This is a genomic window from Serratia sp. LS-1 (assembly GCF_003719595.1).
Lineage (GTDB): Bacteria > Pseudomonadota > Gammaproteobacteria > Enterobacterales > Enterobacteriaceae > Serratia > Serratia ureilytica.
Window position 1 is genome coordinate 1,937,532 of the sequence record NZ_CP033504.1, and the last position, 26,381, is coordinate 1,963,912.

Sequence of the window (26,381 nt, forward strand, 5' to 3'; positions counted from 1 at the left end):
GCGCCCCGCCGCTTGACGCAGCGGGGCAGCGGCCTATTTGCCGTTGGCCAATTCACCGTACACCACCTGGCCGCGGAAACCGCGCCGCACCTGCTGGAACAGCTCGCGGAATGCCGGGTAATCCTGCGCCTGGCACAGCGCTTCCTTGCCGCGAATGGCGTTCACCTGCAGGCGGTGATTGACGGTCACCTGCTGCCCGTCGCGCCGCCACTCGACGCGATAGTCGCCCGCCGCATTGCGGAATTGCCGATCTTTCGGAATGGCGATGATCGGCACGTTGGCCGGCAGCTGCAGACGGTAGGTTTCGTCGTAGCGCTGTGCGGTGCAGTAGAACGGTGTTTCGTTGCCCGGCGCCGCCGTGGTGGTATACAGCGTGCGGAACGATTTGCCGCCGGGCGGGTTGGGCAACGTCATGCCGCCCACCACGCCGAAATCGACGTAGTCGTCCGCCTTGAAGCGGAAGCGATAGCCGAACTGCTTTTTGAGATCCAGCGGATCGCTGTTCATCGCCACTTCGCCGTTGCCGTCGATGCCGGAAGCGGACATGATCGTCGCTTCGGCCTGCGCCCGATTCTGACGGTTGATCTGCGAGAAGTAGCCCCGCAGGTCAATTTCTTCCACTTCGCTCAGCCGGCGCTCGGTCTGTCCGCGCAGATTGCCCGCCTTGTCGAACACGAAATCGACGTTCAGCGCGCTCTTGACCGGCTGCTCATCGCTGCCCGGCGTGCGCGCCAGCCTGGCGTCGCGCGTCAGCAGCACCGGCGCGCCCAAATCGCCCTCCGGCAGTTGCCCGAAACGCGCCCAGGGATTGGTGGAATCGAGGTACAGTTTGAATTCCGGCACGTAGGTGATGGCGTGATTGAAGCGGCCAAGCAGCGGCACTTTAGGCAGGATCGGGCCTTCATCCATGCCGATCAGCACCGGCGAGCTTTCAATGCCTTTGGCGGCGAGCAGCGCCTCCAGGATCACCACGTGATCCTTACAGTCGCCGTAATGGTTATCGAGAATGCTCTGCGCCGAATTCGGCTCCAGCCCGCCGTTGCCCAGGTACACCGCCACGTAGCGAATGTTTTGCGCCACCCAGCGATAGAGGGCCTCCGCCTGCTCGCGCCGATCGCTGATACCGGCGGTGATATTGTCCGCCAGCGCCTGAATGCCCGGCGTCACCTTCGCCGCCGCGCCGGCCTTCAGCTGGTAGGCCTTGGCCAACTGCGGCCACTCGCGGTAGGTACTGGCCATGATGGTCGGGCTGAAGGTCCAGCTGTCCGCCGCCCAGTTTTGCGCCTTCATCGGGGCGCTGCGCGAATAATGCCAGCGCCAGTGCGCCTGGCCGTTGCGGATTTGCGGTTGGTACCCGCCCTCGACGCCGCGCGTGAAGATATGCATCGGCAGCTTGGCCGGCGCCTGCAGGGTCACTTCGGCGTCGTCGAACTGATCGAAAACGCTGAACGTCTCCCACAGGCCGAAATAGTCAGGGAAATACGGGGTGTTCTGCGTGCGGCGCAGTTCGTACACCACGCGCGAGCCCGGCGCCAGGTTGGAGAACACGATGACGCGCACCTTGCGATCGGCATACAGCGGCGCCGTGGCGCTGGAATAGCTTTCCTGGGTATAAATGCGATCGGGCGCCACATCGTGGCGCTGGCCGTCGGCGGTCAGCGTATAGGCGGCGACCACCTCCAGCGTTTCCATTTTCTCGCTGTAGCTCAGGCGGATCTGGCTGAATTTTTCGACCGCCGCCTTGGTTTTCAGCAGCACTTCGTAGCTTTCCGTCTTCACGTTGGTGGCGTTGGCGTTAACGCGGTAATCCGCGCGATAGCGCACGAAGCTGAAATCGTTGTTGGCCGTGTCGTTCTGGCCCTGATCCGCCGCGGCGGGCGGTGCAGCGGCCAACACGGTGGCCGGGTGCGTCGCCGTCAAACCGGCGAGTAACAGTATGGAAGGAATAGCGATTTTCATCTTCGGTCCTTGAAGGGCAACAAACGGCGACGCCGGGCTACGCGTCTGCCCCGGCGTCAAAACAGGCGGGCACACTAATATAATTGAGAATCATTTTCAATAAACGAACCGTCAACGCCGTGCTAGCCCTGCTCGATCAGCATCACAGCGGTGGTCTCCGGCTCCAGGGCCTCGAAAACGTGCTCGCGATCGGCGGAGTAACTGATGTAATCCCCGGCGCTCAGCACCTGCGGCTGATCCGCCGGGCCAAGGCACGCCCGTCCACTGCTGATGATCACATGCTCGACGGTGCCCGGCGGATGCGGCCGGGAAAGTTTGACTTCGCCGGGCTGCACCCGCAGCCGGTAAATGTCGCGCTGCGCGCCCGGTGGACAAGTGGCCAGCAACGTGGCGGCGTAGTTGCCCTGCTCTGACACCGCCGCGGTCCCCTCATGAGCGCGGATCACTTGCACCTGCCTGCTGGGTTGCGAAATCAGTCGGCTGACCGGCACATCCAGCGCCATCGCCAACGCCCACAGCGTTTCCAGACTGGGATTACCGCTGCCGGCTTCGAGCTGCGACAACGTGGACTTGGCGATACCCGCGCGCTTCGCCAGTTCGGTGACGGACAGGTTCAATCGCTCCCGCTCACGGCGGATTGCCGCCGACAAGAGGCCGATCGGCGTGATGTTCTGCATTAGGCTCTCGCTCATTGTTCGTTATACCATTCATTTGTTCGACTTGACGAACACCGTCAACCATGTTCATCATAATGTTCGATTGTTCATTTTAATGATTAAGCGACTTCACCACAAGCACGGTCAGGCCGCGAGGGAAACGACATGAAAACGAAAACGCGCGGCGCAGTGCAAATGATCCTCGCCATGACGATCTCCGGCACCGTCGGTTGGCCGGTGATCGTGTTAGGGCAGCCGCCCGCCACGGTGGTGTTTTGGCGCTGCGCGTTCGGCGCGCTGGCGATGCTGGCCACCTGCGCCGCGCTTGGGCAACTGAAATCAGGCGCCATCAACCGGCGGCAGCTGGCTTTCGCCGTCCTGGGGGGCCTCGCGCTGGTGCTCAACTGGACGCTATTGTTTGCCGCCTATGCGCATGCCTCGATCGCTGTCGCCACCGTGACCTACCATGTTCAACCGTTTATGTTGGTGGCGCTGGGAGCGCTGCTGTTCGGCGAAAAACTGACGGCTAATCGGCTGGGCTGGCTTCTGCTGGCGTTCGCCGGGATGGTGTTGATCGTCACCGGCCGGCAGAGCGGTGGCGGCGATGGCGACTATCTGCTGGGCGTGGCGCTGGCGCTCGGTGCGGCCCTGATGTACGCCCTGGCGGCAGCGATCGTCAAACAGCTGGCCGCGTTGCCGCCGCAGCTCATCGTGTTGATTCAACTGACCGTTGGCGCGGTGGCGATGGCGCCGTTCGCCGGTCTGGCCCACCTTCCCGCAGAACCGCTCGACTGGCTGCTGCTGGCGACCCTCGGCCTGGTGCATACCGGGGTGATGTCCACGTTGCTCTATGGCGCTATCCAGAAAATCCCCACCGCTCTGGTTGGCGCGCTGTCGTTTATCTACCCGGCAGTGGCGATCGTGGTGGACTGGGCGGCGTTCGGGCACCGTCTCAGCCTGTTGCAGCTGCTGGGCACGCTGGCGATCCTGGGCGCCGCGGCGGGCATGATGTTTTATAAACGCCATTCAATCTCAACAGCAGCCGAGCCTGCCGTCGTGAGACAGAAAAATAAATGAGCATAAACGAATGCCGAAGGCGTTTTATGTCTAACCTTATTATCGATGCCGCCACTCAGCCTATTTAATCCATTCTAATTATTAAGCATGAAAATAATTAGAATATTTACCTTGCGTGTGGAGAAATATCAATATGAGCAATACCGGTGAGACATTAATCAATGCCATCGTCAGCAATAATTCTCTGATGGCAATAAATAATTGCCCTGGCGTTCCCGCCCAAATGAGCCGGGCCGTTTATGGCAAAACGCAGGACGATAGCGGGGCCGGAACCACGATCGAAAATAACCGTGACATGCAAAAGAATATCAATATCGCGCTGGGGTTCTCTGGGGCGAACTCGGAAACCGCCGTTTGGCATTTCATGATTGGCCCGCCCGTCCACCATTTTGTGGTGATCCCCTGGTACCAGCATACGGCGCCGCACGGACGGGTTTACACCGTATTTATGGCCTACGAGAACCGGTATTCGGTTGGCGGCTATGTTCAACATACGCCGCCGGCGCCTTCTGCGGTGAAAGGCTACCGTACCGTCTGGAGCGTGACCGACCTGGGGCAGATGTTTAGCGATTTGTTGACCAGCGCCACGGCGTGGCAAACCTATTTCGGTGCGGTGGGCGCAGCGCAGGCCAATAAAATAACCTATTGGAAATATAAGGTAACGTCTTTAGATTCCGCCGTGGCCAACGTCAATAAATACCGCTAATCCCATCCGGCGGGCAAGCTATGCACAATAAGGCATTCGCCTTGTGTTCGGCGCGGTGCTATTTATTTAAACCGTGTAGGGTAGAAGGAGTGTTCTATGTGGCATCACCGCCTGCAACGGCGCATCCGTTTCAGTTACTGGAACGAACTGTGCGTCATAAAAAAATAAGGGAAGGCGCAAGCCTTCCCTTTTGTCATTCACCGTTCAGCTCAGAAGCGATCGGTTTTCACCACCTCGTCGAACGGCAGCTTGCCGATGCGCGGGTAAGGTTGCCCCGCCGCCTTGCCGATAGCGACCATCAGCGCGATCTGATAATGCGCCGGCTTATTGATAATCTCTCCCACCGCGTCGAAATCAAAACCGTCCATCGGGCAAGAGTCGTAGCCCTGCGCCTTGGCCGCCAGCATCAACGTCTGGGCGAAGATGCCGCTGCTGCGCATCACTTCGTCGCGCTGCACCTGCGGTTTACCGCGATAATACTGATCGACGGCCGGAATCATGAACTGCTGCACCGGCTCCGCCGCGTCGGCCCAAACGGTTTTTACCTTCGATTCCCAACTCGACAGATCGCCGCACAGCACGACCAGCATCGACGCGTCGGTCACCTGCGCCTGCCCCCACGCCGCCTCGCGAATTTTCTCGCGCTGCGAGCGATCTTCGATCAGCAGCGGGCGCCAGTGCTGCAGGTTAAACGCGCTAGGAGCGCCCTGCAGCGCAATGTTCAACAGCGCTTTTTTCTCTTCGAGCGTCATCACGTGCTGCGTATCGAACTGCTTGGTGGCGCGGCGTTGGCGGATCGCGTCTAACGTATTCATTTTACTGCCTCTGTCCATGTGAAAAGGTCTATTGTCGTCAACGCGGCGCGGCTGTCCAGCCCCAGGCGGCTATTTCTGCGCGGTTTCGGCGCGCAAACGGCTGACCTGCGCCGCCAATTCCGGCCACGGCGCCTGACCGGCGTAATGCTGCCGCAGGTAGTTGAGCAGGATGGCGATCTGCGCGTCATTCAGGTTATGGCGAAAGCCCGGCATATAGCCCAGCTCGGCGTTCGCCGGCCGCTGTATGCCGTCCAGCACCACGCGAATGGCGTTGTCCGGCGCGTCGGCGAACAGGTTGGTGTTCAGCGCCAGAGACGGCCGCACCCCCGCCATCTGCGCGCCTTTTTCCTGCGCATGGCAAGCCATGCAGGCGCCGGAAAACAGCCGCGCCCCTGCCGAACTCAGAGGCTCCACCTGGCGCTCCGCCTGAGCGTTTAACGTTGTCGCCGTAGCGCCCGCCGCCGTTTCAGGATGATAGCTGCGCAGATAGACGGCGATCGCCTGCAGATCGGCCTGCGGCAAGCGCGACAGCCCTTCTTCGATCACCGGCGCCATCGGGCCGGCGGCGACGCCGTGGTTGGCCGAGTAGCCGGTGCGCATGAAATCGACCAGATCCTGCTGCGTCCACGCGAGCGGCGCGGGCGAGCGGCCGGTCAACGCCGGCGCCGTCCATCCCTCCGCCACGCCGCCGGCCAGGTGCTCGCCGCCGGTTTTCTCGCCGAACAACACGTTGCGCGGCGAGTGGCAGGCGCTGCAGTGCCCCAGCCCTTCGACCAGGTACGCGCCGCGGTTCCAGTCGGCGCTTTGGGTCGCCTGTTCCGGCATCGCGCCCTGCGTCAGGAACAGCAGGTTCCAGGCAAAGATGCCCTGGCGAATGTTGAACGGAAAGTGCAGATCGGTGGCCGGCGGCCGGTACTTGACCGGCGGCTGCGACATCAGGTAGGCGTACAGCGCCTGCAGATCGTCGTCACTCGTGCGGGTAAAGGCGGTATAAGGAAACGCCGGATAAAGGTAGCGCCCCTGCCGATCAACGCCGTGCCGCATGGCGCGTTCAAACGCCGCGTAGCTCCAGCTGCCGATGCCGGTTTCCACGTCCGGCGTGATGTTGGTGGTGTAAATGGTGCCGAAGGGGATCTCCATCGCCAACCCGCCGGTGTTGCGCTCGCCGCTCGCACGGGTGTGGCACACGGCGCAGTCGCCGAGATCGGCCAACGTTTTGCCACGCGCGATCTGCGCCTCGCTGAAACGGTGGGTCGCATCGGCGGCGAGCGGCGCGATTTCCGGCTGCCAACTGGCGACCACGCCGGCGACCGCAACGGCGATCACCGTGACGCCGCCCCACCCGACGATTTTTTTCATCTTACTCATCTTTGCTGTCCTTGTTCGTTACGGGGGGTTAATGGCCGGCCTGAGCGCGCAGCGCGGCGAGCACCCGCGCCGGCGTAAACGGCACCTCGCGCAGACGCACGCCGAGCGCGTCAAACAGCGCGTTGCCGATCGCCGCCGCACTCGGCACCGAGGCGGACTCTCCGGCGCCCATCGGCGCTTCGTCCGGGCGGTCAATCAGCTGGATATCGATCTGCGGCAATTCGTCGAAGCGCAGGATCGGATAGCCTCCCCAGTCCAATGACGTCACCCCCGTCTCGTTAAAGGTCACAAACTCTTTCAGCACCCGGCTGGCGGACTGAATAATGTTGCCGTGCACCTGATGGCGCACCCCGGCCGGGTTGATCATGCGACCGCAGTCATGCGCCACGAAGATTTTATTGAGCGTGATCTGCCCGGAAAGGCGATTGACGCTGAGATCGCACACCCAGGCCGCCCAGGCGGCGCCGAAGCCGGGGAATTTGCTGTGGAAATAGCGCGCATAGGCGAAGCCGCGGCCACTCACCACTTCGGCCCCGGCGGCGCGCGAGCGGTGCGCCGGGCCGTCTTGCCAGTTAGCCTGGCGCTTCAGGGCCTCAATCAAGGCCACCGCGCGCGGATCGTTCAGGTAACGCAGGCGAAACGCGATCGGATCCTCGCCGGCGCGCCAGGCCAGCTCGTCGATCCAGGATTCATGGGCGAACACGTTGGGCAGCGCCGAAACGCCGCGCATCCACGACGCCCGCACGATCGGCGCGGCGTCCTGACAGATCACCCGCATGTGCGGATACGCGTATTGCGGAATGGCGGTGCGATCGCCCATTTGTTGCACGTCGGCCCGGTTGGCCACCTTGCCGGTCAACACCAGCGGCAAGGTCACCGCATTGTTGGAGGGATAGCTGGTTTTCAACTCGTAAGCCGCCACCCGATTTTGCGCGTCGAGGCCGCCGCGCACCCGGATCAGTTGGCCGGTGCCCTTAGGCTCCCAGCCGGATTCCTGTTCACGCATCAGCTGCACCCGCACCGGGCGGCCGGTGGCCCGCGCCAACAGTGCCGCGTCCGCCGAGACGTCGTCGGCGCAGTTGCGGCCATAGCAGCCGGAGGCTTCCATGCGGGTGATGTGCACCTGCTCAGACGGCAGCTCGAGCAGCCTGGCGATATCTTTGCGCAGATCGTGCGGGTTTTGCGTGCCGGACCACACCTGCGCCCGCCCGTCTTTGACCTCCGCTACCGCGCAGGAGGGGCCGATTGAGGCGTGCTGATGGTAAGGCCAGACATAGTCCGCCTGCACTTCGGTATGCAGCAATGCCAACGCCTCGTCCGTGCCCGCATCATCGCGCAGCACGCGGTCGGTTTTCGGGTTGGCTTCCAGCGCGGCGGGCAGCGCCTCCGGCGACAGGTCCGGCAGGCCGGCCCAGGGTTTCCATTCGGTTTTCAGCCGGCGCATGGCGGCGATCGCCTGCTCTTCGCGCTCGGCCACAATGCCGATGAAATCATTGATCACCACCAGTTTCACGATGCCCGGCAGGTGCGCGATCGAACTTTCATCCACCGACAACAGGCCACCGCCCAGCGGCGCGCTGCTGTCGGCGCCTGCGTAAGGCGGGCGCACCACCCGGCCATGCAGCATGCCGGGCAAGCGCAGGTCGTGCACGTAGGTTAGCCCCCCGCTGACCTTGGCCGGAATATCGACCCGGGCGACGGCGCGGCCGACATAGCGGCCCTGCTGTTCACCGTTCAGCGGCACGTTTTTATCCAGCGTCACATGCAGATTTTGCCCGCTCGCCAGTTGCGCATAGCTCAAGGAACGCCCCGGGTGCTTGGTCACAAACACCTGTCCCGCCGCCGCCGTCAGCTGGTCGGCCGGCAGTTCGAAGGCTTTGGCCGCCAGCGCCGTCAGCATATGTCGCACCTGCGCCGCCGCCTGCCGCAGCGGCACCGACGTGACCTGTATGGTGGCGCTGGCGATGGTCGGCCCCTGATCCGGCGTGCGTTGCGTATCGCCGAGGATCATCGTGACGTGCTCGAACGGCACGCAAATTTCGTCGGCGACGATCTGCGCCAGCGCGGTGCGAATGCCGGTGCCGAGATCGACATGGCCATTGAAGGCCGTCACCCGGCCGTCGGCGGTGAGGCTGATAAAGCTGTCCACCCGATCCAGCGGCAGATCGGCAGGCGATGCAACCGTCTCGGCGGCGAAGGCGTTAAACGGCGCGGACAGCAGACTGCTGACCATCACCACACCGCCGGCTTGCAACAACTGTCGGCGGGTCAGTTCGAGGCGGCTCATGCTTGCCTCCGCGCAGCCAGCAGATCGCGGGCGCGCTCGGCGGCGCGCAAGATCTCAAGGTGGGTGCCGCAGCGGCACAGGTTGTAGGCCAGCTCTTTCTTGATGGTTTGTTCATCTGCATCCGGCTCGCGTTCGAACAACGCGACCAGCGTCATGATCATGCCGTTGGCGCAGTAACCGCACTGCGCCGCCTGCTCATCGATAAACCCCTGCTGAACCGGATGCAGCGCCTCCGGCGTGCCCAGGCCTTCCAGCGTGGTGACGGACTTGCTTCCTACGGCGGCCAGCGGCATTGAGCAAGAACGCGCGGCGACGCCGTCGATCAGCACCGTGCAGGCGCCGCACTCCCCCAGGCCGCAGCCATATTTGGGGCCATTCAAGTGCAGATCGTTGCGTAAAACGTACAGCAGCGGCGTGTCGGGCGCGAGATTGCCGAGTGGAACCACCCGGCCATTAACGTTGATTTCCATGGTGAAACTATCCCTTAAACAAACGGATTTAATCCGTAACATCACTGCGGTGAATAATTGCGCAGCGTGCTAATAATTATCATCAAAAGACTTGACGATGTTAAGGGAATGTAGCCGCCATGGCTTTAACGAAAAGTGGGTATTTTCTATAAATTTCCGATAGATAAGCGTATTTTTATGATTGCCACCCGTGATTATTGTCGATCGCCAGTCCGGCCTCGGCGCCGTCGACCAACAGCCGCACGCCGGCTTCGAACAGCGCATCCGCGCCCTTCTCCTGCAATGTTTCCCAGCCTTGGCACAGCAGCGGATAACGGCGGCGGTCGGCGTCATTGAGCGGATCGTCAGGCTGCATTTGCTGTTCCTCCAGCACCCAGCCCACCACGAAACGCCCGACGGCGAACAGCAGGTTTACCGCGCGCTCCGGCGTCAACCCCGCCCGGCACAGCAGCGCCACCTTGGCCTCAATGACGGCGAATTGCGGCTCCTGCGGCCGGGTGCCGGCGTGCAGACGCGCGCCGTCGCGGTAAGCCAGCAGCGCCCGACGGAAGTTGCCGGCATTGGTGACAACCCAATCCTGCCAGGGCATGTCGGCGGGCACCTCTTCACGGTGATCCAGCATGATGGTTTCCGCCATCGCCTTCAGCAGCTCGGCCTTGTTCTTGAAATGCCAATAGAGCGTGGGAGATTGCACGCCCAAATGTTGCGCCAGGCGGCGGGTGCTCAGGGCATCGATGCCGATGTCATTCAGCAACGCCAGCGCCCCGCGCAGGACGGTTTCTCGCGTTAAACGTGTCGCAGTATTTTTTTCGCTCATCTCTCTATCACTGATAGGGTAACTGTGGAATACTCAATACTCTATCACTGTTAGAGTCACAATTTTGAAAAAACCCATGCTGGTTATTTTGTTGACGGTGTTGCTGGATGCGGTGGGCATCGGTCTGATCATGCCGATTCTGCCGGCGTTGTTACGTTCGCTGGGCGGTCTTGACGCCGGCAGCCTGCACTACGGCGCCCTGCTGGCAGCCTATGCGTTAATGCAATTTCTGTTCTCGCCGATCCTCGGCGCGCTGAGCGATCGTTTCGGCCGGCGGCCGGTGCTGCTCATCTCGCTCGCCGGCGCGGCGGCCGACTATCTGCTGATGGCGTTCGCGCCGACGCTGGCCTGGCTCTATCTGGGCCGGTTGCTGGCGGGCATCACCGGCGCCAACATGGCGGTCGCCACCGCTTACGTCACCGACATTACGCCGGCCGGTCAACGCGCGCGGCGTTTCGGCCTGGTGGGCGCGGTATTCGGCGTCGGTTTTATCGTCGGCCCGCTGCTCGGCGGTTCGCTGGGCGAGTGGCATCTGCATGCGCCCTTCCTGGCGGCGGCGGCGATGAACGCCGTCAACCTGGCGATGGCGTTTTTCCTGCTGCCGGAATCGCGTAAACCGCGCGCCCGCGCCGCCGAGAAAATCCGCCTCAATCCCTTTTCGTCATTGCGACGGCTGCACGGCAAGCCTGGCCTGCTGCCGCTGGTCGGCATTTACCTGATCATGGCGCTGGTTTCGCAGGCGCCGGCCACATTGTGGATTTTATACGGTCAGGATCGTTTCGGCTGGAGCATGATGGTGGCGGGCCTGTCGCTGGCCGGTTACGGCGCCTGCCATGCGCTGTCGCAGGCCTTCGCCATCGGCCCGCTGGTCGCGCGGCTCGGCGAACGCAAGGCGCTGCTGATCGGCCTGGCCGCCGACGCAATGGGCCTGGCGCTGCTGTCGATCGCCACGCGCGGCTGGGCACCTTTCGCCTTGCTGCCGTTCTTCGCGGCGGGCGGTATGGCGCTGCCCGCGCTGCAGGCGTTAATGGCGCAAAAGGTGGACGACGATCATCAGGGCGAGCTGCAAGGGACGCTGGCCAGCATGGGCAGCCTGATCGGCGTCGCGGGGCCACTGGTGGCGACGGCGCTGTACGCTGCCACGCGCGATGTCTGGCCGGGCCTGGTCTGGGCGTTGGCCGCCGCCCTCTATCTGTTGGTTCCGCTGTTGCTGGCGCGTTCGCGCGAGCGTGACGCGGCATAACGTCGAGCTCACCCTCTCCCGCTTAAGCTGATTTATGGCTAAGCAAGGCATTATTCAGCATAAGCGGGCGCTTTACACGCCACTGCGCCGCTCATTATCATCGCCCTTATCCCGCCGCAGGAAAATTTAAATGCCGTTTCATGGCGTTACGCCCAGCGCGTCATCGCTACCGTTCACTTCGCCTATCGGAAAATCAGGATGAGAAAACTCACAACGCCGCTGATCGCCGCCCTGCTGCTCGGCCTGTTTAGCCTGCCGGCCGGCGCGCAGGAGAAACCGCAACAAATCACCATCGGTTACCAGAAAGCCAACATTTTTGCGCTGCTGAAATACCGCGGCACGCTGGAGAAAACCCTGGAGCCGCAGGGCGTCAAGGTTCGCTGGATAGAATTCCCCGCCGGCCCGCAGATGTTGGAAGGGTTGAACGTCGGCAGCATCGATCTGGCGGCGACCGGCGACGCCCCGCCGGCCTTCGCGCAAGCCGCCAAGGCCGATCTGGTTTATTTGGCGCATTCGCCGCCCAGCCCGAAAACCGAAGCCATCGTGGTGCCGCAGGATTCGGCGATCCGCTCCGTGGCAGATCTGAAAGGCAAACGCGTGGCGTTGAACAAAGGGTCGGACGTCAATTACCTGCTGGTGAGCGCGCTGGAACAGGCCGGCTTGAGCTACAAGGACATCACGCCGGTCTATCTGCCGCCGAGCGATGCCCGCGCCGCCTTCCAGCGCGGCAGCGTCGACGCCTGGGTGATTTGGGATCCCTACTACGCCGAGGTGGAAACCCATGCCAACGCCCGCCGGCTGAAAGACGCGGAAGGCCTGGTGCCGCACTACACCTTCTATCTCGCCAGCCGCCGCTTTGCCGAAACCTACCCGGACAGCGCCAAGCAGGTGATTCAACAGCTCGGCGCGCTGAGCGACTGGGCCAACGGCCATCCGCAGGAAGCGGCGGCGATCCTCGCTCAGAGCACCGGCCTGGATCAGGCGATTTGGGCCAGAGCCATCGCCCGCATGCCGTTCGGCAGCCAGCGCATGTCGCCGGAGGTGTTCAGACAGCAGCAGCAGTTGGCGGATAAATTCACCGCCATCGGACTGCTGCCGGGTAAGGTGGACGTCAACGCCGCCCGCTGGTCCGAAGATAAGCCCGAGGCGCCGTAGCCTTTGCCGCGCTTTGGCTTTAGAAAGCAGAAACCGGCATTTTGCCGCCGGAGTAAGCTGACCTATGCTAACCCTGTGTGATGAAACGCGTTTTCATGGCATGTCTTCCGGAACGTTTTGCTTTATTTGTTCGTCGTGAACCCTGGGCCGCCCCTGACTGGTGCGGCTTTTCTTTTTTGTTCGGCAGTGCCAGCGGCGGGGAATTTTGCTATGTTAACCCGCAGATACGCTTCCCGTTTTCAGCCGCCGGATCGACTCATGTTTACCCACAAAGCAATCGCCGCGCTCAACGCCCTGGAGCTGATGGTTTATAACTACGTCAGCAAACACAAGAATCAAGTGATGTACATGACCATCCGCGAACTGGCCGAGGCCGCCGGCGTGTCCACCACCACCGTGCTGCGATTTTGCAAAAAAATGGGGTGTGACGGCTATTCGGAATTTCGCATCCGTTTCAAACTGTACCTGGAGCAAACCGATGCGCCGCCGGTCGATTCCGGCATCGGCGAAATTCTCAGTTTTTTTAAAAGCGTCAGCAACGATGAATTTAATCAGCTGCTCGATGAAGCGGTGCGGCATATCGCCGCCGCCGAGCGAATTATTTTCGTCGGCATCAGCACCTCCGGCGCCCTGGGGAAATATGGCGCGCGTTTCTTTTCCAACGTCGGAAAATTCAGCACTCATATCGACGATCCTTATTATCCCGTCAACAGCGATATGTATAAAAGCGCGGTGGCGATCATGTTGTCGGTTTCCGGCGAAACCGAAGAAATCCTGCGGCTGGCCAGCCAGTTCAGCCTGCACCACTGTAAAATCATCAGCATCACCAACAACGAAACCTCTTCGCTGGCGCGGCTGGCGGACTTCAATCTGTCTTATCACGTCCCGCAACACTTGATCGGCGATCATCATAATATTACTACGCAAATTCCCGTGCTTTATATTATTGAAACCATCGGCAAGCGCCTGGGAAGAATGAACGCGATAAAATAAAACAGGCTGTTTTTTTATTGTGACAAATCACGTTTTACGGCGATTTGTTATATCGTGACATTTCTTTCGGTCTTGTTACTCTATTGGCAACGCGAACGTTATTACCCTTCATTAAATAAGATGAGACATTGACGATGAAACAGTTGCCGAAAGATTTTCTGTGGGGAGGCGCGGTCGCCGCGCACCAGGTTGAAGGCGGTTGGGATCAGGGCGGCAAAGGGCCAAGCATCGCCGACGTGCTGTCCGGCGGTTCGCACGGCGTGGATCGCGTGATGACCGACGGCGTGCTCGACGGCTATCGCTACCCCAACCACGAAGCGGTGGACTTCTACGGCCGCTACAAGCAGGACGTGGCGCTGTTCGCCGAGATGGGCTTCAAGTGTTTTCGTACCTCGATCGCCTGGACGCGCATTTTCCCGAACGGCGACGAAGCAACGCCGAACGAAGCCGGCCTGCAGTTTTACGACGACCTGTTCGACGAATTGCTGAAATACGGCATCCAGCCGGTGATCACCCTGTCCCACTTCGAAATGCCTTACCATTTGGTAAAAGCCTACGGCGGCTGGAAAAATCGCCGGGTGGTGGAGTTCTTCGTGCGCTTTAGCGAAGTGGTGATGCGCCGCTACCGCGAAAAAGTGAAGTACTGGATGACCTTCAACGAAATCAACAACCAGAGCAACTACCGCTACCCGCTGTTCGGCTACTGCTGTTCCGGCGTGGACTATACCCAGGAAGACAACCCCGAGCAGACGCTGTACCAGGTGTTGCACCACCAATTCGTCGCCAGCGCGCAGGTGGTCAAACTCGGCCATCAGATCAACCCGGAATTCAAGATCGGCTGCATGCTGGCCTGCGTGCCGTTCTACCCTTATTCCTGCAAGCCGGACGACGTGATGTACGCCGTGGAAGCGATGCACCAGCGCTATCTGTATACCGACGTGCAGATGCGCGGCTACTACCCCAGCTACCTGCTGCGTGACTGGGAACGCAAAGGGCTGAAGATCGAGATGCAGCCGCAGGATGCGCAGATCCTGCGCGAGGGCTGCACCGATTACATCGGCTTCAGCTATTACATGAGCAATGCGCTGCAGGCCAACGCGGTGGACGGCAGCGACGGCATGTTCGGCTTCCCGGGCAACGTGCCGAACCCGCACGTCAAAGCCTCCGACTGGGGCTGGCAGATCGATCCGATCGGGCTGCGCTATTCGCTGAACGTGCTGTATGAACGTTACCAGAAGCCGCTGTTTATCGTGGAAAACGGCTTCGGCGCCTTCGACAAGGTGGAAGCGGATGGCCAGATCAACGATGACTATCGCATCGACTATCTGCGCGCCCATATCGAAGAGATGAAAAAAGCGGTGATTGAAGACGGCGTAGACCTGATCGGCTATACGCCGTGGGGCTGCATCGACTGCGTGTCGTTCACTACCGGCGAGTACAGCAAGCGTTACGGCTTCATCTACGTCGATAAACACGACGACGGCACCGGCACGCTGGAACGGTCGCGCAAGAAAAGCTTCGACTGGTATCGTCGGGTGATCGCCAGCAACGGCGAACAGCTGTAACCGCCGCAGCTCAGGGGCGGTGACGCCCCTTCTCGCCCATGCCGTCCGGCATGGGCGTTTTCGCTTATATCGACGGGAATGGCGCCCCGACATAATTTTCCGCCAGCATCGTCATGGCGCTGCGCGATTTCACCGTGTACTGCAGCTCTGAGAGTTGCAGCCGGTGTTCGAAAGGCGTGTCTTCCCGCCGGGTGTGCAGCATGTGGGTCATCCACCAGGAAAAATGCTCGGCGCGCCAGACCCGCTGCAAGGCGGTGTCGCTGTAATCGTCCAGCCGTTGCCAGTCGCCTCGCCGGTAAAACGTCTCCAGCGCCTGGGACAACAGGCAAACATCGGCCATGGCCAGATTCAACCCTTTGGCGCCGGTCGGCGGCACGATATGCGCCGCGTCGCCCGCCAACAGCAGGCGCCGGTAGCGCATCGGTTCGGTAACGAAGCTGCGCATGCCCACCACGTTTTTCTGAAATATGCGGCCCTTTTTCAGCGTCCAGCCTTCATGGTTTTCCAGCCGCTGCTCCAACTCGCGCCAGATACGATCGTCCGACCATTGATCGACCTGTTCCGCAGGATCGCACTGAAAATACATGCGCTGCACGCCGGGCGAACGGGTGCTGATCAACGCAAAACCGCGCGGATGGCAGGCGTAGATCAGCTCTTCGCTGGACGGCGGCGCTTCGACCAGAATGCCGAACCAGCCGAACGGATAGGTGCGGGTGTAATCCTGCCGCAGCCCGCCGGGCATCGCCGCGCGGCTGATGCCGTGGAATCCGTCGCATCCGATGACAAAGTCGCAGCGCAGCCGGCGCGGCTGGTCGCCATGACGGTAGTGAACCTCGGGCTGCGCACTGTCCAGCGCCTTCAATTCAACCTGCTCCACCTCGAAAAACAGATGCCCCTGCGCCGCCAGACGCGCGGCGATCAGGTCTTTCAAGACTTCATGCTGGGCATAAACGGTGACGGCGCGCTCGGTCAATCCGGCCAGATCGATGCGGTGCTGCCGGCCGCCGAACGCCAAGCGGATCCCCTGATGCCGCGCCCCTTCCCGCCGCATCCGCTCCCCCAATCCGGTCTGCTCGAGCAGATCGACGGTCCCCTGTTCGAGCACCCCGGCGCGAATGGTCGATTCCACCGCCTCCCGGCTGCGCGTTTCCAACACCACCGATTCCACACCTTGCAGGTGCAGCAGATGGGACAACATCAAACCGGCCGGACCGGCGCCGATGATCACAACCTGTGTGCGCATAGCATGACTCCCTCATAGCATTTTGTTGAGCGGCGCCGGCAGCGCCGGGTAGCCGCCGGAAAGGTGTTTGGCGAGCAGCGCCAGCGCCGCGATCAGCGCCGGGATGGCCAACAGCGTGAAAATGGTGCTGAACGACAGCTGCATCTGCATCAGCACGCCACCGCTCATCGCCCCCAGAATGCCGCCAAAACGCCCGAGACCGAGCATCCAGGCCACGCCGGTCGCCCGGCTCTGGGTGGGATAGAACCCGGCCGCCAGGGCCGGCATGGATGACTGGGCGCCGTTCATGCAGGTGCCGGCGATGAACACCGTGAGCGCCATCAGCAGCGGAGAGGTATAGACATAGCCGATGATGCCGACGAACAAACCGGTCAGCAAATAGCCGACGGCCACCACCTTGTGCGGGTTCATGCGATCCATCAACCAACCGATAATCAATACGCCGAGCCCCCCGCCGAGCGGAAACAGCGCGGTGATCAGCGACGCCTGCGTAACGGAGGCGCCGGTTTCACGGATCAGCAGCGGCAGCCAACTGGTCAGCAGATAGAAGATCATCAATCCCATGAAGTAAGTCAGACACAGCATCAACGTGCCCAGCAGATAGCGACGCGAAAAGATCATGCCCAGCGGCGACGCTGCCTTTACCAGCCCCTCTTCCTGCAACATGAAGTGCGGCGACGGCGTCATTCGGATCGGCGCAATGCGCTTCAGCACCTTGGCGATGCGCTCTGCGGCATAGCCACGCGCGACCATGAAGCGCACGGATTCAGGCAAGGTGGCGATCAGGACCAGCGCCAGCAGCAACGGCATAACGCCGCCCAGCACCAGCACGCTCTGCCAGCCGAAATGCGGGATCAGCCAGGCGGAAGAAAAACCGCCCAGCGACGAACCGAGAGGGAAACCGCAAAACATCAGATTCACCATCAGGGCTCGGCAGCGCTGAGGGGCATATTCCGACATCAGCGTGGCGGCGTTCGGCATGGCCGCCCCCAGTCCCAGCCCGGTCAAAAAACGCAGCAGCGTCAGCGTCGAAAGCGAGCCGGCGAAGGCGGTCAGCAGGCTGAAGCCGCCGAACAGCAGCAGCGAAATCACCAGCACTTTCTTACGGCCGATGCGATCCGCCAACGGGCCGGCGGCCAACGCGCCTACCGCCAGACCGACCAGCGCGGCGCTCATTACCGGCCCCAGCGCGGTTTTGTCTATTCCCCACTCCTGCACCAGCGACGTGGCGATGAAGCCGATAATGGCGGTATCGAAACCGTCCAGCGCGACCGCCAAAAAACACAAAGCCAGTATCAACCACTGGTAGCGAGAAAATGGCTGGTTATCGATAAACCCTCGAATTTCTACGTTGTTATCATGCGGCATGGCTTGCTCCTCAGAGAGTGCGGCAAACCTCGCCGCACGGAACAGCCGGCTGCGAGCCGGCGAGAGGGTTAATTTGTGCGATTATCGGAATATAGTTCGTTAATCGACAATCAAATCAAACCACCCCACGGCGAATGCTTCAATATTGTTAAAAAAATAAGCGTGCGATAAACGAACATCAGAAAGCGGTAAATAAAATAATTTTATTTACTATTAATTGGATATGGAGATTTAAGCTGTGACTGCGGCGTGGGGAGTTGTGATTTTGTTAACATTTTAAAAACATCATGAGCGCCCGGTCTGACGTTGACCCTGGGCCGGAGGGAACCGGCGCCTGTCAAACCGCGCTCGCCGCCTAAAAACAGGAAACGAGCGCAAGCCTCGGCGCTATTGACTCACGGCGCCGTTTGCGCGGCGGCGAGGTATTTCGCCATTTCCGCCGTCGGCACCATGCCGCCGCCGGTCGCCCATACCAGATGCGTCGCCTGGGCCAGGCTCTCCGCGCTCACGCCCTGCTCGCTGAGCTGCCGCGCGTGAGCGGCAACGCGCCACGGCCCGGGCATGCCGGCCAGGGCGGAGGGTTCCAGCTGGATATGCTCGTGCCTGTCCAACAGCCCGAGCAGCGCGAACATCTCTTCGTCGCTCAGGGTGTAAAACGCGCTCAGCAGGCGCTCCATCGCCCGGCCGACAAAACCGGAGGCGCGCCCCACCGCCAGTCCGTCCGCCGCCGTGCGGTTGTCGATGCCGAGATCTTGCACCGCAATGCCGTCATGCAACCCGCTGTAGACGCCGAGCAGCATGCAAGGGGAATGGGTCGGTTCGGCGAAAATGCAGTGAACATGATCGCCGAACGCCAGCTTGAGGCCAAAGGCGACTCCGCCCGGCCCGCCGCCGACGCCGCACGGCAGATAAACGAACAGCGGATGCTGCGCGTCCACCACGATACCCTGTTCGGCAAACTGCCGCTTCAGGCGGCCGCCAGCCACCGCGTAGCCGAGGAACAGGGTTTGCGAGTTTTCATCATCGATAAAGAAGCAACTCGGATCGTCCGCCGCCTGTTTGCGCCCTTGTTCGACCGCCACGCCGTAATCGTCGGCGTATTCCACCACCGTCACGCCATTGTCGCGCAGCTTCTGTTTTTTCCACGCCCGCGCATCCGCCGACATGTGCACGCTGACGTCAAACCCCAGCCGGGCGCTGATGATGCCGATGGATAATCCCAGATTGCCGGTCGATCCGACGGCGATGCGGTACTGGCTGAAGAATTGACGGAACTCGTCGGAAAACAGCCGGGCGTAGTCGTCGCCGATCTGCAGCAGCCCCGCCTCCAGCGCCAGTTTCTCCGCATGCGTCAGCACCTCATAGATGCCGCCGCGCGCCTTGATTGAGCCGGAAATCGGCAGATGGCTGTCCTTTTTCAACAGCAGGCGCCCGCCCAACGTCTGCCCATAGCGCCGATCCAACGCGAGCTGCATGGCCGGGATCGCCACCAGCTCGGATTCGATGATCCCCTTTGTCGGTTGGGTTTCCGGGAAGGCCGCGGCAAGATAAGGCGCGAAACGCGCCAGGCGCTGCTCCGCGTCGGCGACGTCGGCGGCGGTCAACCCGACGTGGGGCAACCCTGCGGCCAGCGTTGTCGCGCGCGGATTGAACCAGGTGATCGGCTCTAGCGCAACCATGCGTTGCAACAGCGGATGCTGGGCGACCCACGATAGGATCTGTGATTTCTGCATAAGTGTCCCTGACTGATGTTGGCGTTGCCGTCACCTTGCCGCGAACGCCGGCGGCTGACAAATGATAAATTCTGAGCTTGAGGTGCACTAGATTGATGCAAGCGCGACGTTAGCCGGCCGTCACGCCAAACAGCAGGCCGACGCCGGAAGAAACCGCCATCGCCAGTGCGCTCCAGACGAGGATGCGCGCCACGCCCGGCAAGATCGGCGCCCCGCCGGTTTTCGCGGCGATGCCGCCGAGAACGCCGAGGGAAATCAGCGCCGACGCCACCAGCGCCGGCCGCGTCCAGGCGACCGGTACCCACATCGCCACCAGCAGCGGCAACAGCGCGCCGAGGGAGAAACTCAGGGCCGACGCCAACGCAGCCTGCAGCGGCCGGGCGCGGGTGGCGGAGGAAATACCCAGTTCGTCGCGCGCGTGCGCCTCCAGCGCATCATGCGCCATCAGCTTTTCCGCCACCTGCCGGGCCAGCGCCGGATCCAGACCGCGATGCACGTAGATTGACGTCAGTTCGCGAAACTCCCCCGGGTAGTCTTCAAGCAGCTCCGCCTGCTCTTCCGCCAGCGCGGCCTTTTCGGTATCCGCCTGCGACGAGACCGACACATACTCGCCGGTGGCCATCGACATCGCGCCCGCCACCCACCCGGCGACGCCGGCGATCATCAGCGTGGAATGCGAGGCGCTGGCCGCCGCGACGCCCAGCAGCAGACTGGCCGTTGAGACGATGCCGTCGTTGGCGCCGAGCACCGCCGCCCGCAGCCAGCCGATGCGTTCAATACTGTGCCGCTCTCGATGCATCCTTTCTCTCCCACGTTCTCTTTCCGCTAGTCCCGCGCCGCCGCTTCCAGGCCGGCGATGTCGATTTTGCCCATCAGCAGCATCGCTTCCGTGACCCGCCGCACGCGCGCGGCGTCGGGGTCGTTCATCAGCTCGGTCAGGCGCCGCGGCACGATCTGCCAGCACAGCCCCCAGCGATCGCGCAGCCAGCCGCACTGCTCCGCTTCGCCGCCCTCGCTCAACGCATCCCACAGCCGGTCAACCTCCGCCTGATCGTCGCATTCCACCATCACGGAAAAGCTGTGATTGAACGGATCCAACGGCCCGGCCTCGATCGCCGCATAGCGCTGGTCACCCAGAGTGAAGGAGGCCAGCTTCACGCTGCCGGCCGGGCCGCTCGGCGTATCCGCCGGCAGGTCGGAAAACCAGTTCACGGATGATCCGGGGATCAGCGCGACATAGCAATTCAGCGCCGCTTCCATGTCTTTTTCAAACCACAGATGTTGCGTAATTCTGGCCATCTGCGCCTCCTTTACGCATCGAGGATCGGCGCGAAACCGCCGAAGATCATGCGTTTGCCGTCGAACGGCATCTCGCCCAGCGCTTTCATGCGCGGATCGTTCATCATTTTCTCATTGGCGGCGTCGCGCACCGCTTTGGAGGGGTACTCTATCCAGCTGAACACCACCACTTCGTCTTCCTGGGCTTTCACCGCGCCGCGAAAGTCGGTGAGCTTGCCATCGGGCACGTCATCGCCCCAGCACTCCACGATGCGCGTGGCGCCAAACTCTTTGAACAGCGGCGCTGCCGCCGCCGCCAACCGGTGATAAGCCTCCTTATTGGCGGCCGGCACCGCCACCACAAACCCGTCTACGTATTTCATTCTGGCATCCTCTTGTCTGATTAAGGACAGTCGGTTCGGCGCAGGCGGAAATGCCCGCGTCCCTTACCAGTTTAGACCGCAGGCACGCAGCGCGGATCGGAAGTTCAGCGGCCGTGACAGGCCGGCGGAGACGATTCCGGTGTGGCGACCCGGTTGCGGCCGGCGTTTTTCGCTTTGTACACCGCCAGATCCGCCAGCTTCAGCAGATCCGCCAGGCTTTGGCCGGAACCACCCGGGCAGGTCACCATGCCGATGCTGACGGTGATCTGCAGCGGATGCCCGGCCGGCATGAGGATAGACTCCGTTTCGATGCGTTGCCGCAGGCGTTCGGCCAATTGCCATCCCTGCTGCGGCTGGCCGAGCGTCGAAACGATGGCGAACTCTTCGCCCCCCATGCGGCCGAACAGGTCACCGACGCTCAGATCGGCGGCGATCGCACGGGTAAACGCCATCAGCGCCTGATCGCCACCGGCGTGGCCGAAACGGTCATTGATCGATTTGAAATAGTCGATGTCGAGCATCATGACGCACACCAGCTCGCCTTTCTGATCGATCACCCGCTCGCCGCGCTGCATAAACGCATTGCGCGTCAGCACGTGGGTCAACGCATCGTGATTCGCCACGTGCTCCAGCGTGCGTAACAACGCGTTGCGCGCATAGTTCATGCTGGCGACGGCGATCGGCCCCAACGCCAGCAGCGCGATGCCCAGGCGCATGGATACCGCGTTCTGCAGCACCTTCATGTCGAGCGTGGTGCTAAGCAACCCGAAATCGATCGCCAGATGGCACCACAGCACGTAAACCAGCACCGCGATCATGGTGCAGAACAGTGAGAAGGACATCGCCAGCCACAGCAGCACCGGCATCGGGAAGATCACCGCGCCGGGGCCGCCAATCAGCACGCTGCACACCGCCGCCAACACCAGCAGTGCCAACACGGCCAGTTTTCGCCCCGCAATTGGCCACTGGCTGCGCTGCGAGAGCATACTGCAGGCCGCGCGCAGCCGATGCCGCCAATCGACGGGAAACGCCAGAATGAATGGCATCAGCGTGACGTAGTTGGTGAATTCAGACGAGAACCATAGCACCAGCGAGGTCAGATAGGGTCGGCCGAACAGCCACTGCGAGGCCGCCGCGCCCACAACGCCGGTAACGGCGGCAGCGGCCAGGCAGATACCGAACAAATACATGCTGGAAGCGCCACGCTGCAGCGTGCGCGCCGGCGGCGGCAGGCGCATGAACAACAGATACCCTACCACCACGCCGGCCAGATTGGCGGCGTTCAACAACAGCGCCTTTTCCAGCGAGCTGCCGGTCAGCAGATCCGCCGCCAGATACCCCAACACCGCCATCCCCCAGCCGGCGCGCGTCGCCCACCGTGAGCGGCGCACCAAAACGGCCAGCAGCACGGCGTTAGCCGGCCAGAATATCGCCAGAAAACTGCCGGGCCGGCTCACGATGCCCAGCAGACACAGCGCGAACACCAGCAAAAAAAAGCTGAGCGCGGGCCAGATTTTCCGGGTATCGGACAACGAGGTGGTTTGCATCTTGGATCCAGAGACTTCCGCTAGCGTAAGGTGACAGTCTTTGCGTGTCACAACCGTCGACGATGAGGAGAAGATAAACGGCCGACCCGCCTATTATTGCCAGTTTTTCCTGCCCGGACACCTGTTTATTCATCAAGGGAAAATATATTTGTGTATCAATATATTGACAGGAATCACCCTTCCGACGAACAAACTGCCGCGTCCCTCCCGTCACTGCGATCGTTATTGCCATCCATCCGAATTTTTACCGGCAAAATCGCCGTCTTTTTCCCTAATGACAAAATTAAATCGTGCAATGAAGGGATACCGGTATTCCTCTCTATTCAAAACCTATAAATGATAATTATAATGATAATTGTTACTATTTATTATTTTTTCATGGAATTATATGCACCAGTCAGTTCTTCGCCGCCCCAACAAAAACAAAAAAAATCACGTTTTCCGCACGCTGCCCCTGATCGCCGGCCTGTTTCCCGCCCTGACGATCGCCGCCGCGCCCGACGCAAAAAAGGAAGACGCCATCACGGTGACCGCCACCGCCCTGCCTGCCGGCAGCTATAGCGCCGATACCGCCTCAACCGGCAGCAAAACCGCCACGCCAATCGGTGAACTGCCGCAATCGGTCAGCGTCGTCACCTCACAGGTGATTGACGACTTCCAGGTCAAAAGCGTCAATGACGCGATGAAATTCGTCAGCGGCGTCACCCAGGGCAACACGCTCGGCGGCACCGAGGATGGCTTCGTCAAACGCGGGTTCGGGGTTAACTCCGACGGCTCGGTCTTCATCGACGGCGTGCGCAGCAACCAAGGGCTGAGCATGGACGCCACCACCGATCGCGTCGAGGTCCTGAAAGGTTCCGCGTCGCTGCTGTATGGCATCCTCAGCCCCGGCGGCGTCATCAATCTGATCAGCAAAAAACCGCAGTATGACTGGAACACCCGCATCAGCGGCGCCACCAACAGTTTTGGCGGCGGCAGCGGCAGCGTCGATGTGACCGGCCCGCTGGGCGGCGGCTTCGCCTTTCGCCTGATCGCCGAACGCCAGCACGCAGATTACTGGCGCAATTTCGGCAGCGACGAACACACGCTGATCGCCCCCTCGCTCAGTTGGTTCGGCGACCAGGCTTCCTTTAACATCGCCTACAGCGAATACAAGTACGACATTCCTTACGATCGCGGCACCGCATTTATCGACGGCAAACCGGTCGATGTGCCCTATAACCGCCGCTTGGATGACTACGCGAACCATGCCTGGGGCAAGAACAAACGTCTGAACGCCCATTATGAGTACGCGCTCGATCCGATCTGGACGACCCGGTTCAACTACGCCTGGCTGCAACGCCGTTACGACAGCAACGAAGTGCGCGCCACCGCGGTCGACACCACGACCGGCATCGTCTCGCGCCGCGCCGACGCCAACCGCGGTTTCAATCATCAAACCCACTATTACTCCTGGGATCTGACCGGTTCGCCCCAGCTGTTCGGCATGCAGCACGATCTGCTGCTGGGCGTGGACTACGAGAAAAATCAGACCTACAAGGCCTATTCCTACCGCGGCAAGGTCTCGAAGACCTTCAACATGTACGACCCGGTGTATGGCGAAACGCCGATCACCGACAGCACCACCTACAGCGACGCGTCAAGCAACCTGCGCGCCACGCTGTTCAGCCGTTCGCTGTACGCCAAGGACAGCATTCATCTTACCGATCAATGGATCGCGGTGCTGGGCGCGCGCTATCAGTCGTATTACCAGAACAACAGCAACGGTTTCCAGAAACCAAAAAATACGCTCAATGACAAAGACGACCAGTTTTTGCCGCAGGCGGGGTTGGTGTATAAGCTGACGCCGAGCCTGTCGCTGTACGGCAATTACAGCCGTTCGTTCACGCCGTCCACCGCCATCGACGACAATGGCAACGTCGCCACGCCGGAAACCGGCACCACCTATGAGGTGGGCGGAAAATGGCAGATCACCCCGGCGTTTGACGCCACGCTGGCGCTCTATCGCATTGATGAAAGCAACATGTCGATCTTTATCAACGGCGTGACCCGCAGTATCCCCAAAGCGCGCTCCACCGGCGTCGAACTGGAGTTGAACGGGGAAGTGGCGCGCAACTGGGATCTCACCGCCAACTACAGCTACGACAAGACCGAAATTGTCGAAGACAACCTCAACCCGGACAACGTCGGCAATCGGCTGGTCAACGCCCCAACCAACATGGGCGGCCTGTACCTCAGCCGCCGCATGACATTGCCGGTGGTGCCCGGCGAGGTGCGCATTGGCGGCGGCGCGCGCTACGTCGGCCGCCGAGCCGGCGATCCGGAGAACAGTTTCACCATGCCGGCCTATACCGTGGCGGATGCCTTTGTCGCCTGGGACAGCAAGCTGCTTGGGAAACATACCCAGCTGAAACTGAATGTGAAAAACCTGTTCAACCGCGAGTACTATGCCTCCAGCGCCGGTAATTTACGCGTGATTGAGGGTGAACCGCGCAGCCTGAGCCTGCAGGCGACGGTCGATTTCTAACCTGTCATGCCTTGGGCGCCGTTTGGCGCCCGTTTTCTTTGCGCCGGCCGCGGCACATCACATCGGCGAGAAAATCCAGCAACGCGCGGTTGAACAGCGCGGGCCGCTGCAGCGGCGCGAAATGGCTGACGCCCGGCAGCGTCGTCAAACGGGCGCCGGGAATGCTGCGGCTAAGATAGGCGGCATGTTCGGCGCGGATAAATTCATCGTGTTCGCTGTGAACGATCGTCACCGGCACGCGAATGGCCGCCAAATCCTGTGCGCGGTAGTCCGGCTGGCTGCTCATCATCAGGCTCACGGCGGCGACGAACGCCTCGAAATCGTCCGGCGTCGGCGACAAGGCGGCATAGTCCTGCGCATGGCGCACAAAACAGCGCTCGACGATCGGGCTGGGCGCCAACGGTTTAACGCCGCTGGCGTCCATATTGCAGCCGAAGAAAAAAACGCCGTCCACCTGCCCGGGCGCCTGATGGGCGGCGATGAGCGCGACGCAAGCGCCGTCGCTCCAGCCCGCCAGCGCGGCGTGGGGTATTTGCAGCGCCGCCATCACCGCCAACAGATCATCGGCCATCCGATCGTAACGATACGGCCGGGCGTCGCGCGTGCTGCGCCCGTGCCCGCGGCTATCGATGAGCAACACCCCGTACCCGGCGGCCCGCAATGCCGGCAGCTGATACCCCCAGTTGCCGCTGTGGCCCAGGCCGCCGTGCAACAGGATCACCGCCGGTCCGTCGCCATAGGCGGCATACCAAATACGCGCGCCGTCGTGGTCAATATAACCCTGCCGGGCTCCCGGCGGTAAGGGCGGCGCCCCTAACGCGGCAAAACGCGTCAAATCGTCGTCGATGTGCATCTTTCCCCCCTCGTTCGCCGGCGCGGTGCGGCGAAACGGCATCCAAGGAGTATAGATCGCACTGGCGGGCGGTAGCGTTCGCTTTCCCGACATATACTTAAAGGAGGAATCGCAATGGAGGACGGAGAGATGAAAAAGATAACGCTGGTGCTTTTGACGTTGTTGCTGAGCGGCTGTATCGGCGGCGGCGGCCCGTCGAATGCGCCGCCGGCGTCGCCGAATGAGCCCTACACCTGCAGCAACTCCGGCGCCAACAGCGACTGTTCGCAGTCCGTGGAGCCGTCGATGTACTAGCCGCGTTCGGCGGGCCGTTGATGAACGACCCGCCGCCTCATGGC

The 26,381-nt window shown here is 61.6% G+C and carries 23 protein-coding genes; 8 read left to right on the plus strand and 15 right to left on the minus strand.

Going from position 1 to position 26,381, the window contains the following annotated elements:
- Window positions 1-33: 33 nt before the first annotated feature.
- Complete coding sequence (locus EDY99_RS09395) at window positions 34-1,959, minus strand: DUF3857 domain-containing protein (RefSeq protein WP_123061709.1); 1,926 nt, start codon at window positions 1,957-1,959, stop codon at window positions 34-36.
- 122 nt (window positions 1,960-2,081) lie between these two features.
- Window positions 2,082-2,651, minus strand: a complete 570-nt coding sequence (locus EDY99_RS09400; RefSeq protein ID WP_241157695.1) for a helix-turn-helix domain-containing protein — start codon at window positions 2,649-2,651, stop codon at window positions 2,082-2,084.
- Window positions 2,652-2,780: 129 nt separating this feature from the next.
- Here EDY99_RS09400 and EDY99_RS09405 point away from each other — a divergent pair, with 129 nt between their 5' ends.
- On the plus strand, window positions 2,781-3,692 hold the full coding sequence (locus tag EDY99_RS09405) for a DMT family transporter (protein ID WP_050594421.1): 912 nt from the start codon (window positions 2,781-2,783) through the stop codon (window positions 3,690-3,692).
- Window positions 3,693-3,825: 133 nt separating this feature from the next.
- On the plus strand, window positions 3,826-4,398 hold the full coding sequence (locus tag EDY99_RS09410) for a hypothetical protein (protein ID WP_060418809.1): 573 nt from the start codon (window positions 3,826-3,828) through the stop codon (window positions 4,396-4,398).
- A gap of 209 nt (window positions 4,399-4,607) precedes the next feature.
- On the opposite strand, the gene EDY99_RS09415 is transcribed toward EDY99_RS09410, so the two are convergent.
- The 5 genes from EDY99_RS09415 to tetR form a co-directional block, all read right to left on the minus strand.
- Window positions 4,608-5,213 carry a nitroreductase family protein gene (locus EDY99_RS09415; RefSeq protein ID WP_033650353.1) on the minus strand — a complete coding sequence of 202 codons (606 nt, stop codon included), beginning with the start codon at window positions 5,211-5,213 and terminating at the stop codon, window positions 4,608-4,610.
- A 69-nt stretch (window positions 5,214-5,282) separates the two neighbouring features.
- The gene (locus tag EDY99_RS09420) at window positions 5,283-6,581 is read right to left on the minus strand and encodes a cytochrome c (RefSeq protein WP_123061711.1); all 1,299 of its coding nucleotides are present in this window, start codon (window positions 6,579-6,581) and stop codon (window positions 5,283-5,285) included.
- 28 nt (window positions 6,582-6,609) lie between these two features.
- Window positions 6,610-8,868: a molybdopterin cofactor-binding domain-containing protein gene (locus EDY99_RS09425; protein ID WP_123061712.1), complete on the minus strand. Its 2,259-nt coding sequence runs from the start codon at window positions 8,866-8,868 to the stop codon at window positions 6,610-6,612.
- Window positions 8,865-9,338, minus strand: a complete 474-nt coding sequence (locus EDY99_RS09430) for a (2Fe-2S)-binding protein (protein WP_033643143.1) — start codon at window positions 9,336-9,338, stop codon at window positions 8,865-8,867. The genes EDY99_RS09425 and EDY99_RS09430 overlap by 4 nt, the downstream gene beginning before the upstream one ends.
- A 175-nt stretch (window positions 9,339-9,513) precedes the next feature.
- The gene (gene tetR, locus EDY99_RS09435) at window positions 9,514-10,155 is read right to left on the minus strand and encodes a tetracycline resistance transcriptional repressor TetR (RefSeq protein WP_047575142.1); all 642 of its coding nucleotides are present in this window, start codon (window positions 10,153-10,155) and stop codon (window positions 9,514-9,516) included.
- A gap of 64 nt (window positions 10,156-10,219) precedes the next feature.
- Between tetR and tet(41) the strand changes: the two genes are divergently transcribed.
- The 4 genes from tet(41) to EDY99_RS09455 all read left to right on the plus strand — a co-directional run bounded on the left by tet(41) (window position 10,220) and on the right by EDY99_RS09455 (window position 15,111).
- Window positions 10,220-11,398, plus strand: a complete 1,179-nt coding sequence (tet(41), locus tag EDY99_RS09440; RefSeq protein ID WP_072055821.1) for a tetracycline efflux MFS transporter Tet(41) — start codon at window positions 10,220-10,222, stop codon at window positions 11,396-11,398.
- Between the two features lie 198 nt (window positions 11,399-11,596).
- Window positions 11,597-12,553 (plus strand): sulfonate ABC transporter substrate-binding protein, encoded by a 957-nt coding sequence (locus EDY99_RS09445; RefSeq protein ID WP_033643146.1) that lies wholly within the window; start codon window positions 11,597-11,599, stop codon window positions 12,551-12,553.
- A gap of 258 nt (window positions 12,554-12,811) precedes the next feature.
- Entirely contained in the window at window positions 12,812-13,546 is a 735-nt protein-coding gene (locus EDY99_RS09450; RefSeq protein WP_033643147.1) for a MurR/RpiR family transcriptional regulator, read from the plus strand.
- 128 nt (window positions 13,547-13,674) lie between these two features.
- On the plus strand, window positions 13,675-15,111 hold the full coding sequence (locus EDY99_RS09455) for a 6-phospho-beta-glucosidase (RefSeq protein WP_089194780.1): 1,437 nt from the start codon (window positions 13,675-13,677) through the stop codon (window positions 15,109-15,111).
- Window positions 15,112-15,175: 64 nt separating this feature from the next.
- Here the strand turns inward: EDY99_RS09455 and EDY99_RS09460 are convergent, their stop codons facing one another.
- The 7 genes from EDY99_RS09460 to EDY99_RS09490 all read right to left on the minus strand — a co-directional run bounded on the left by EDY99_RS09460 (window position 15,176) and on the right by EDY99_RS09490 (window position 22,663).
- The gene (locus tag EDY99_RS09460; RefSeq protein ID WP_103101490.1) at window positions 15,176-16,354 is read right to left on the minus strand and encodes a 4-hydroxybenzoate 3-monooxygenase; all 1,179 of its coding nucleotides are present in this window, start codon (window positions 16,352-16,354) and stop codon (window positions 15,176-15,178) included.
- 12 nt (window positions 16,355-16,366) lie between these two features.
- The gene (locus EDY99_RS09465) at window positions 16,367-17,722 is read right to left on the minus strand and encodes an MFS transporter (RefSeq protein ID WP_123061713.1); all 1,356 of its coding nucleotides are present in this window, start codon (window positions 17,720-17,722) and stop codon (window positions 16,367-16,369) included.
- A 395-nt stretch (window positions 17,723-18,117) separates the two neighbouring features.
- Window positions 18,118-19,455, minus strand: coding sequence for a D-serine ammonia-lyase (locus EDY99_RS09470; protein WP_046687087.1), 1,338 nt, complete (start codon window positions 19,453-19,455; stop codon window positions 18,118-18,120).
- Window positions 19,456-19,564: 109 nt separating this feature from the next.
- Window positions 19,565-20,254, minus strand: coding sequence for a VIT family protein (locus EDY99_RS09475; protein ID WP_046687088.1), 690 nt, complete (start codon window positions 20,252-20,254; stop codon window positions 19,565-19,567).
- Window positions 20,255-20,280: 26 nt separating this feature from the next.
- The gene (locus EDY99_RS09480) at window positions 20,281-20,754 is read right to left on the minus strand and encodes a VOC family protein (protein ID WP_060439899.1); all 474 of its coding nucleotides are present in this window, start codon (window positions 20,752-20,754) and stop codon (window positions 20,281-20,283) included.
- A gap of 11 nt (window positions 20,755-20,765) precedes the next feature.
- Window positions 20,766-21,116 (minus strand): DUF1428 domain-containing protein, encoded by a 351-nt coding sequence (locus EDY99_RS09485; protein ID WP_025302905.1) that lies wholly within the window; start codon window positions 21,114-21,116, stop codon window positions 20,766-20,768.
- Between the two features lie 104 nt (window positions 21,117-21,220).
- Entirely contained in the window at window positions 21,221-22,663 is a 1,443-nt protein-coding gene (locus EDY99_RS09490; protein WP_123061714.1) for a diguanylate cyclase, read from the minus strand.
- A 388-nt stretch (window positions 22,664-23,051) separates the two neighbouring features.
- Here EDY99_RS09490 and EDY99_RS09495 point away from each other — a divergent pair, with 388 nt between their 5' ends.
- A complete protein-coding gene (locus EDY99_RS09495) occupies window positions 23,052-25,190 on the plus strand; it encodes a TonB-dependent siderophore receptor (RefSeq protein ID WP_370453968.1) in 2,139 nt (712 codons plus the stop codon).
- 4 nt (window positions 25,191-25,194) lie between these two features.
- Here the strand turns inward: EDY99_RS09495 and EDY99_RS09500 are convergent, their stop codons facing one another.
- Complete coding sequence (locus tag EDY99_RS09500; protein WP_123062168.1) at window positions 25,195-26,043, minus strand: alpha/beta fold hydrolase; 849 nt, start codon at window positions 26,041-26,043, stop codon at window positions 25,195-25,197.
- Between the two features lie 129 nt (window positions 26,044-26,172).
- On the opposite strand from EDY99_RS09500, the gene EDY99_RS09505 reads away from it, so the two are divergent.
- Window positions 26,173-26,337 (plus strand): hypothetical protein, encoded by a 165-nt coding sequence (locus tag EDY99_RS09505; protein WP_176445936.1) that lies wholly within the window; start codon window positions 26,173-26,175, stop codon window positions 26,335-26,337.
- Window positions 26,338-26,381 lie beyond the last annotated feature (44 nt).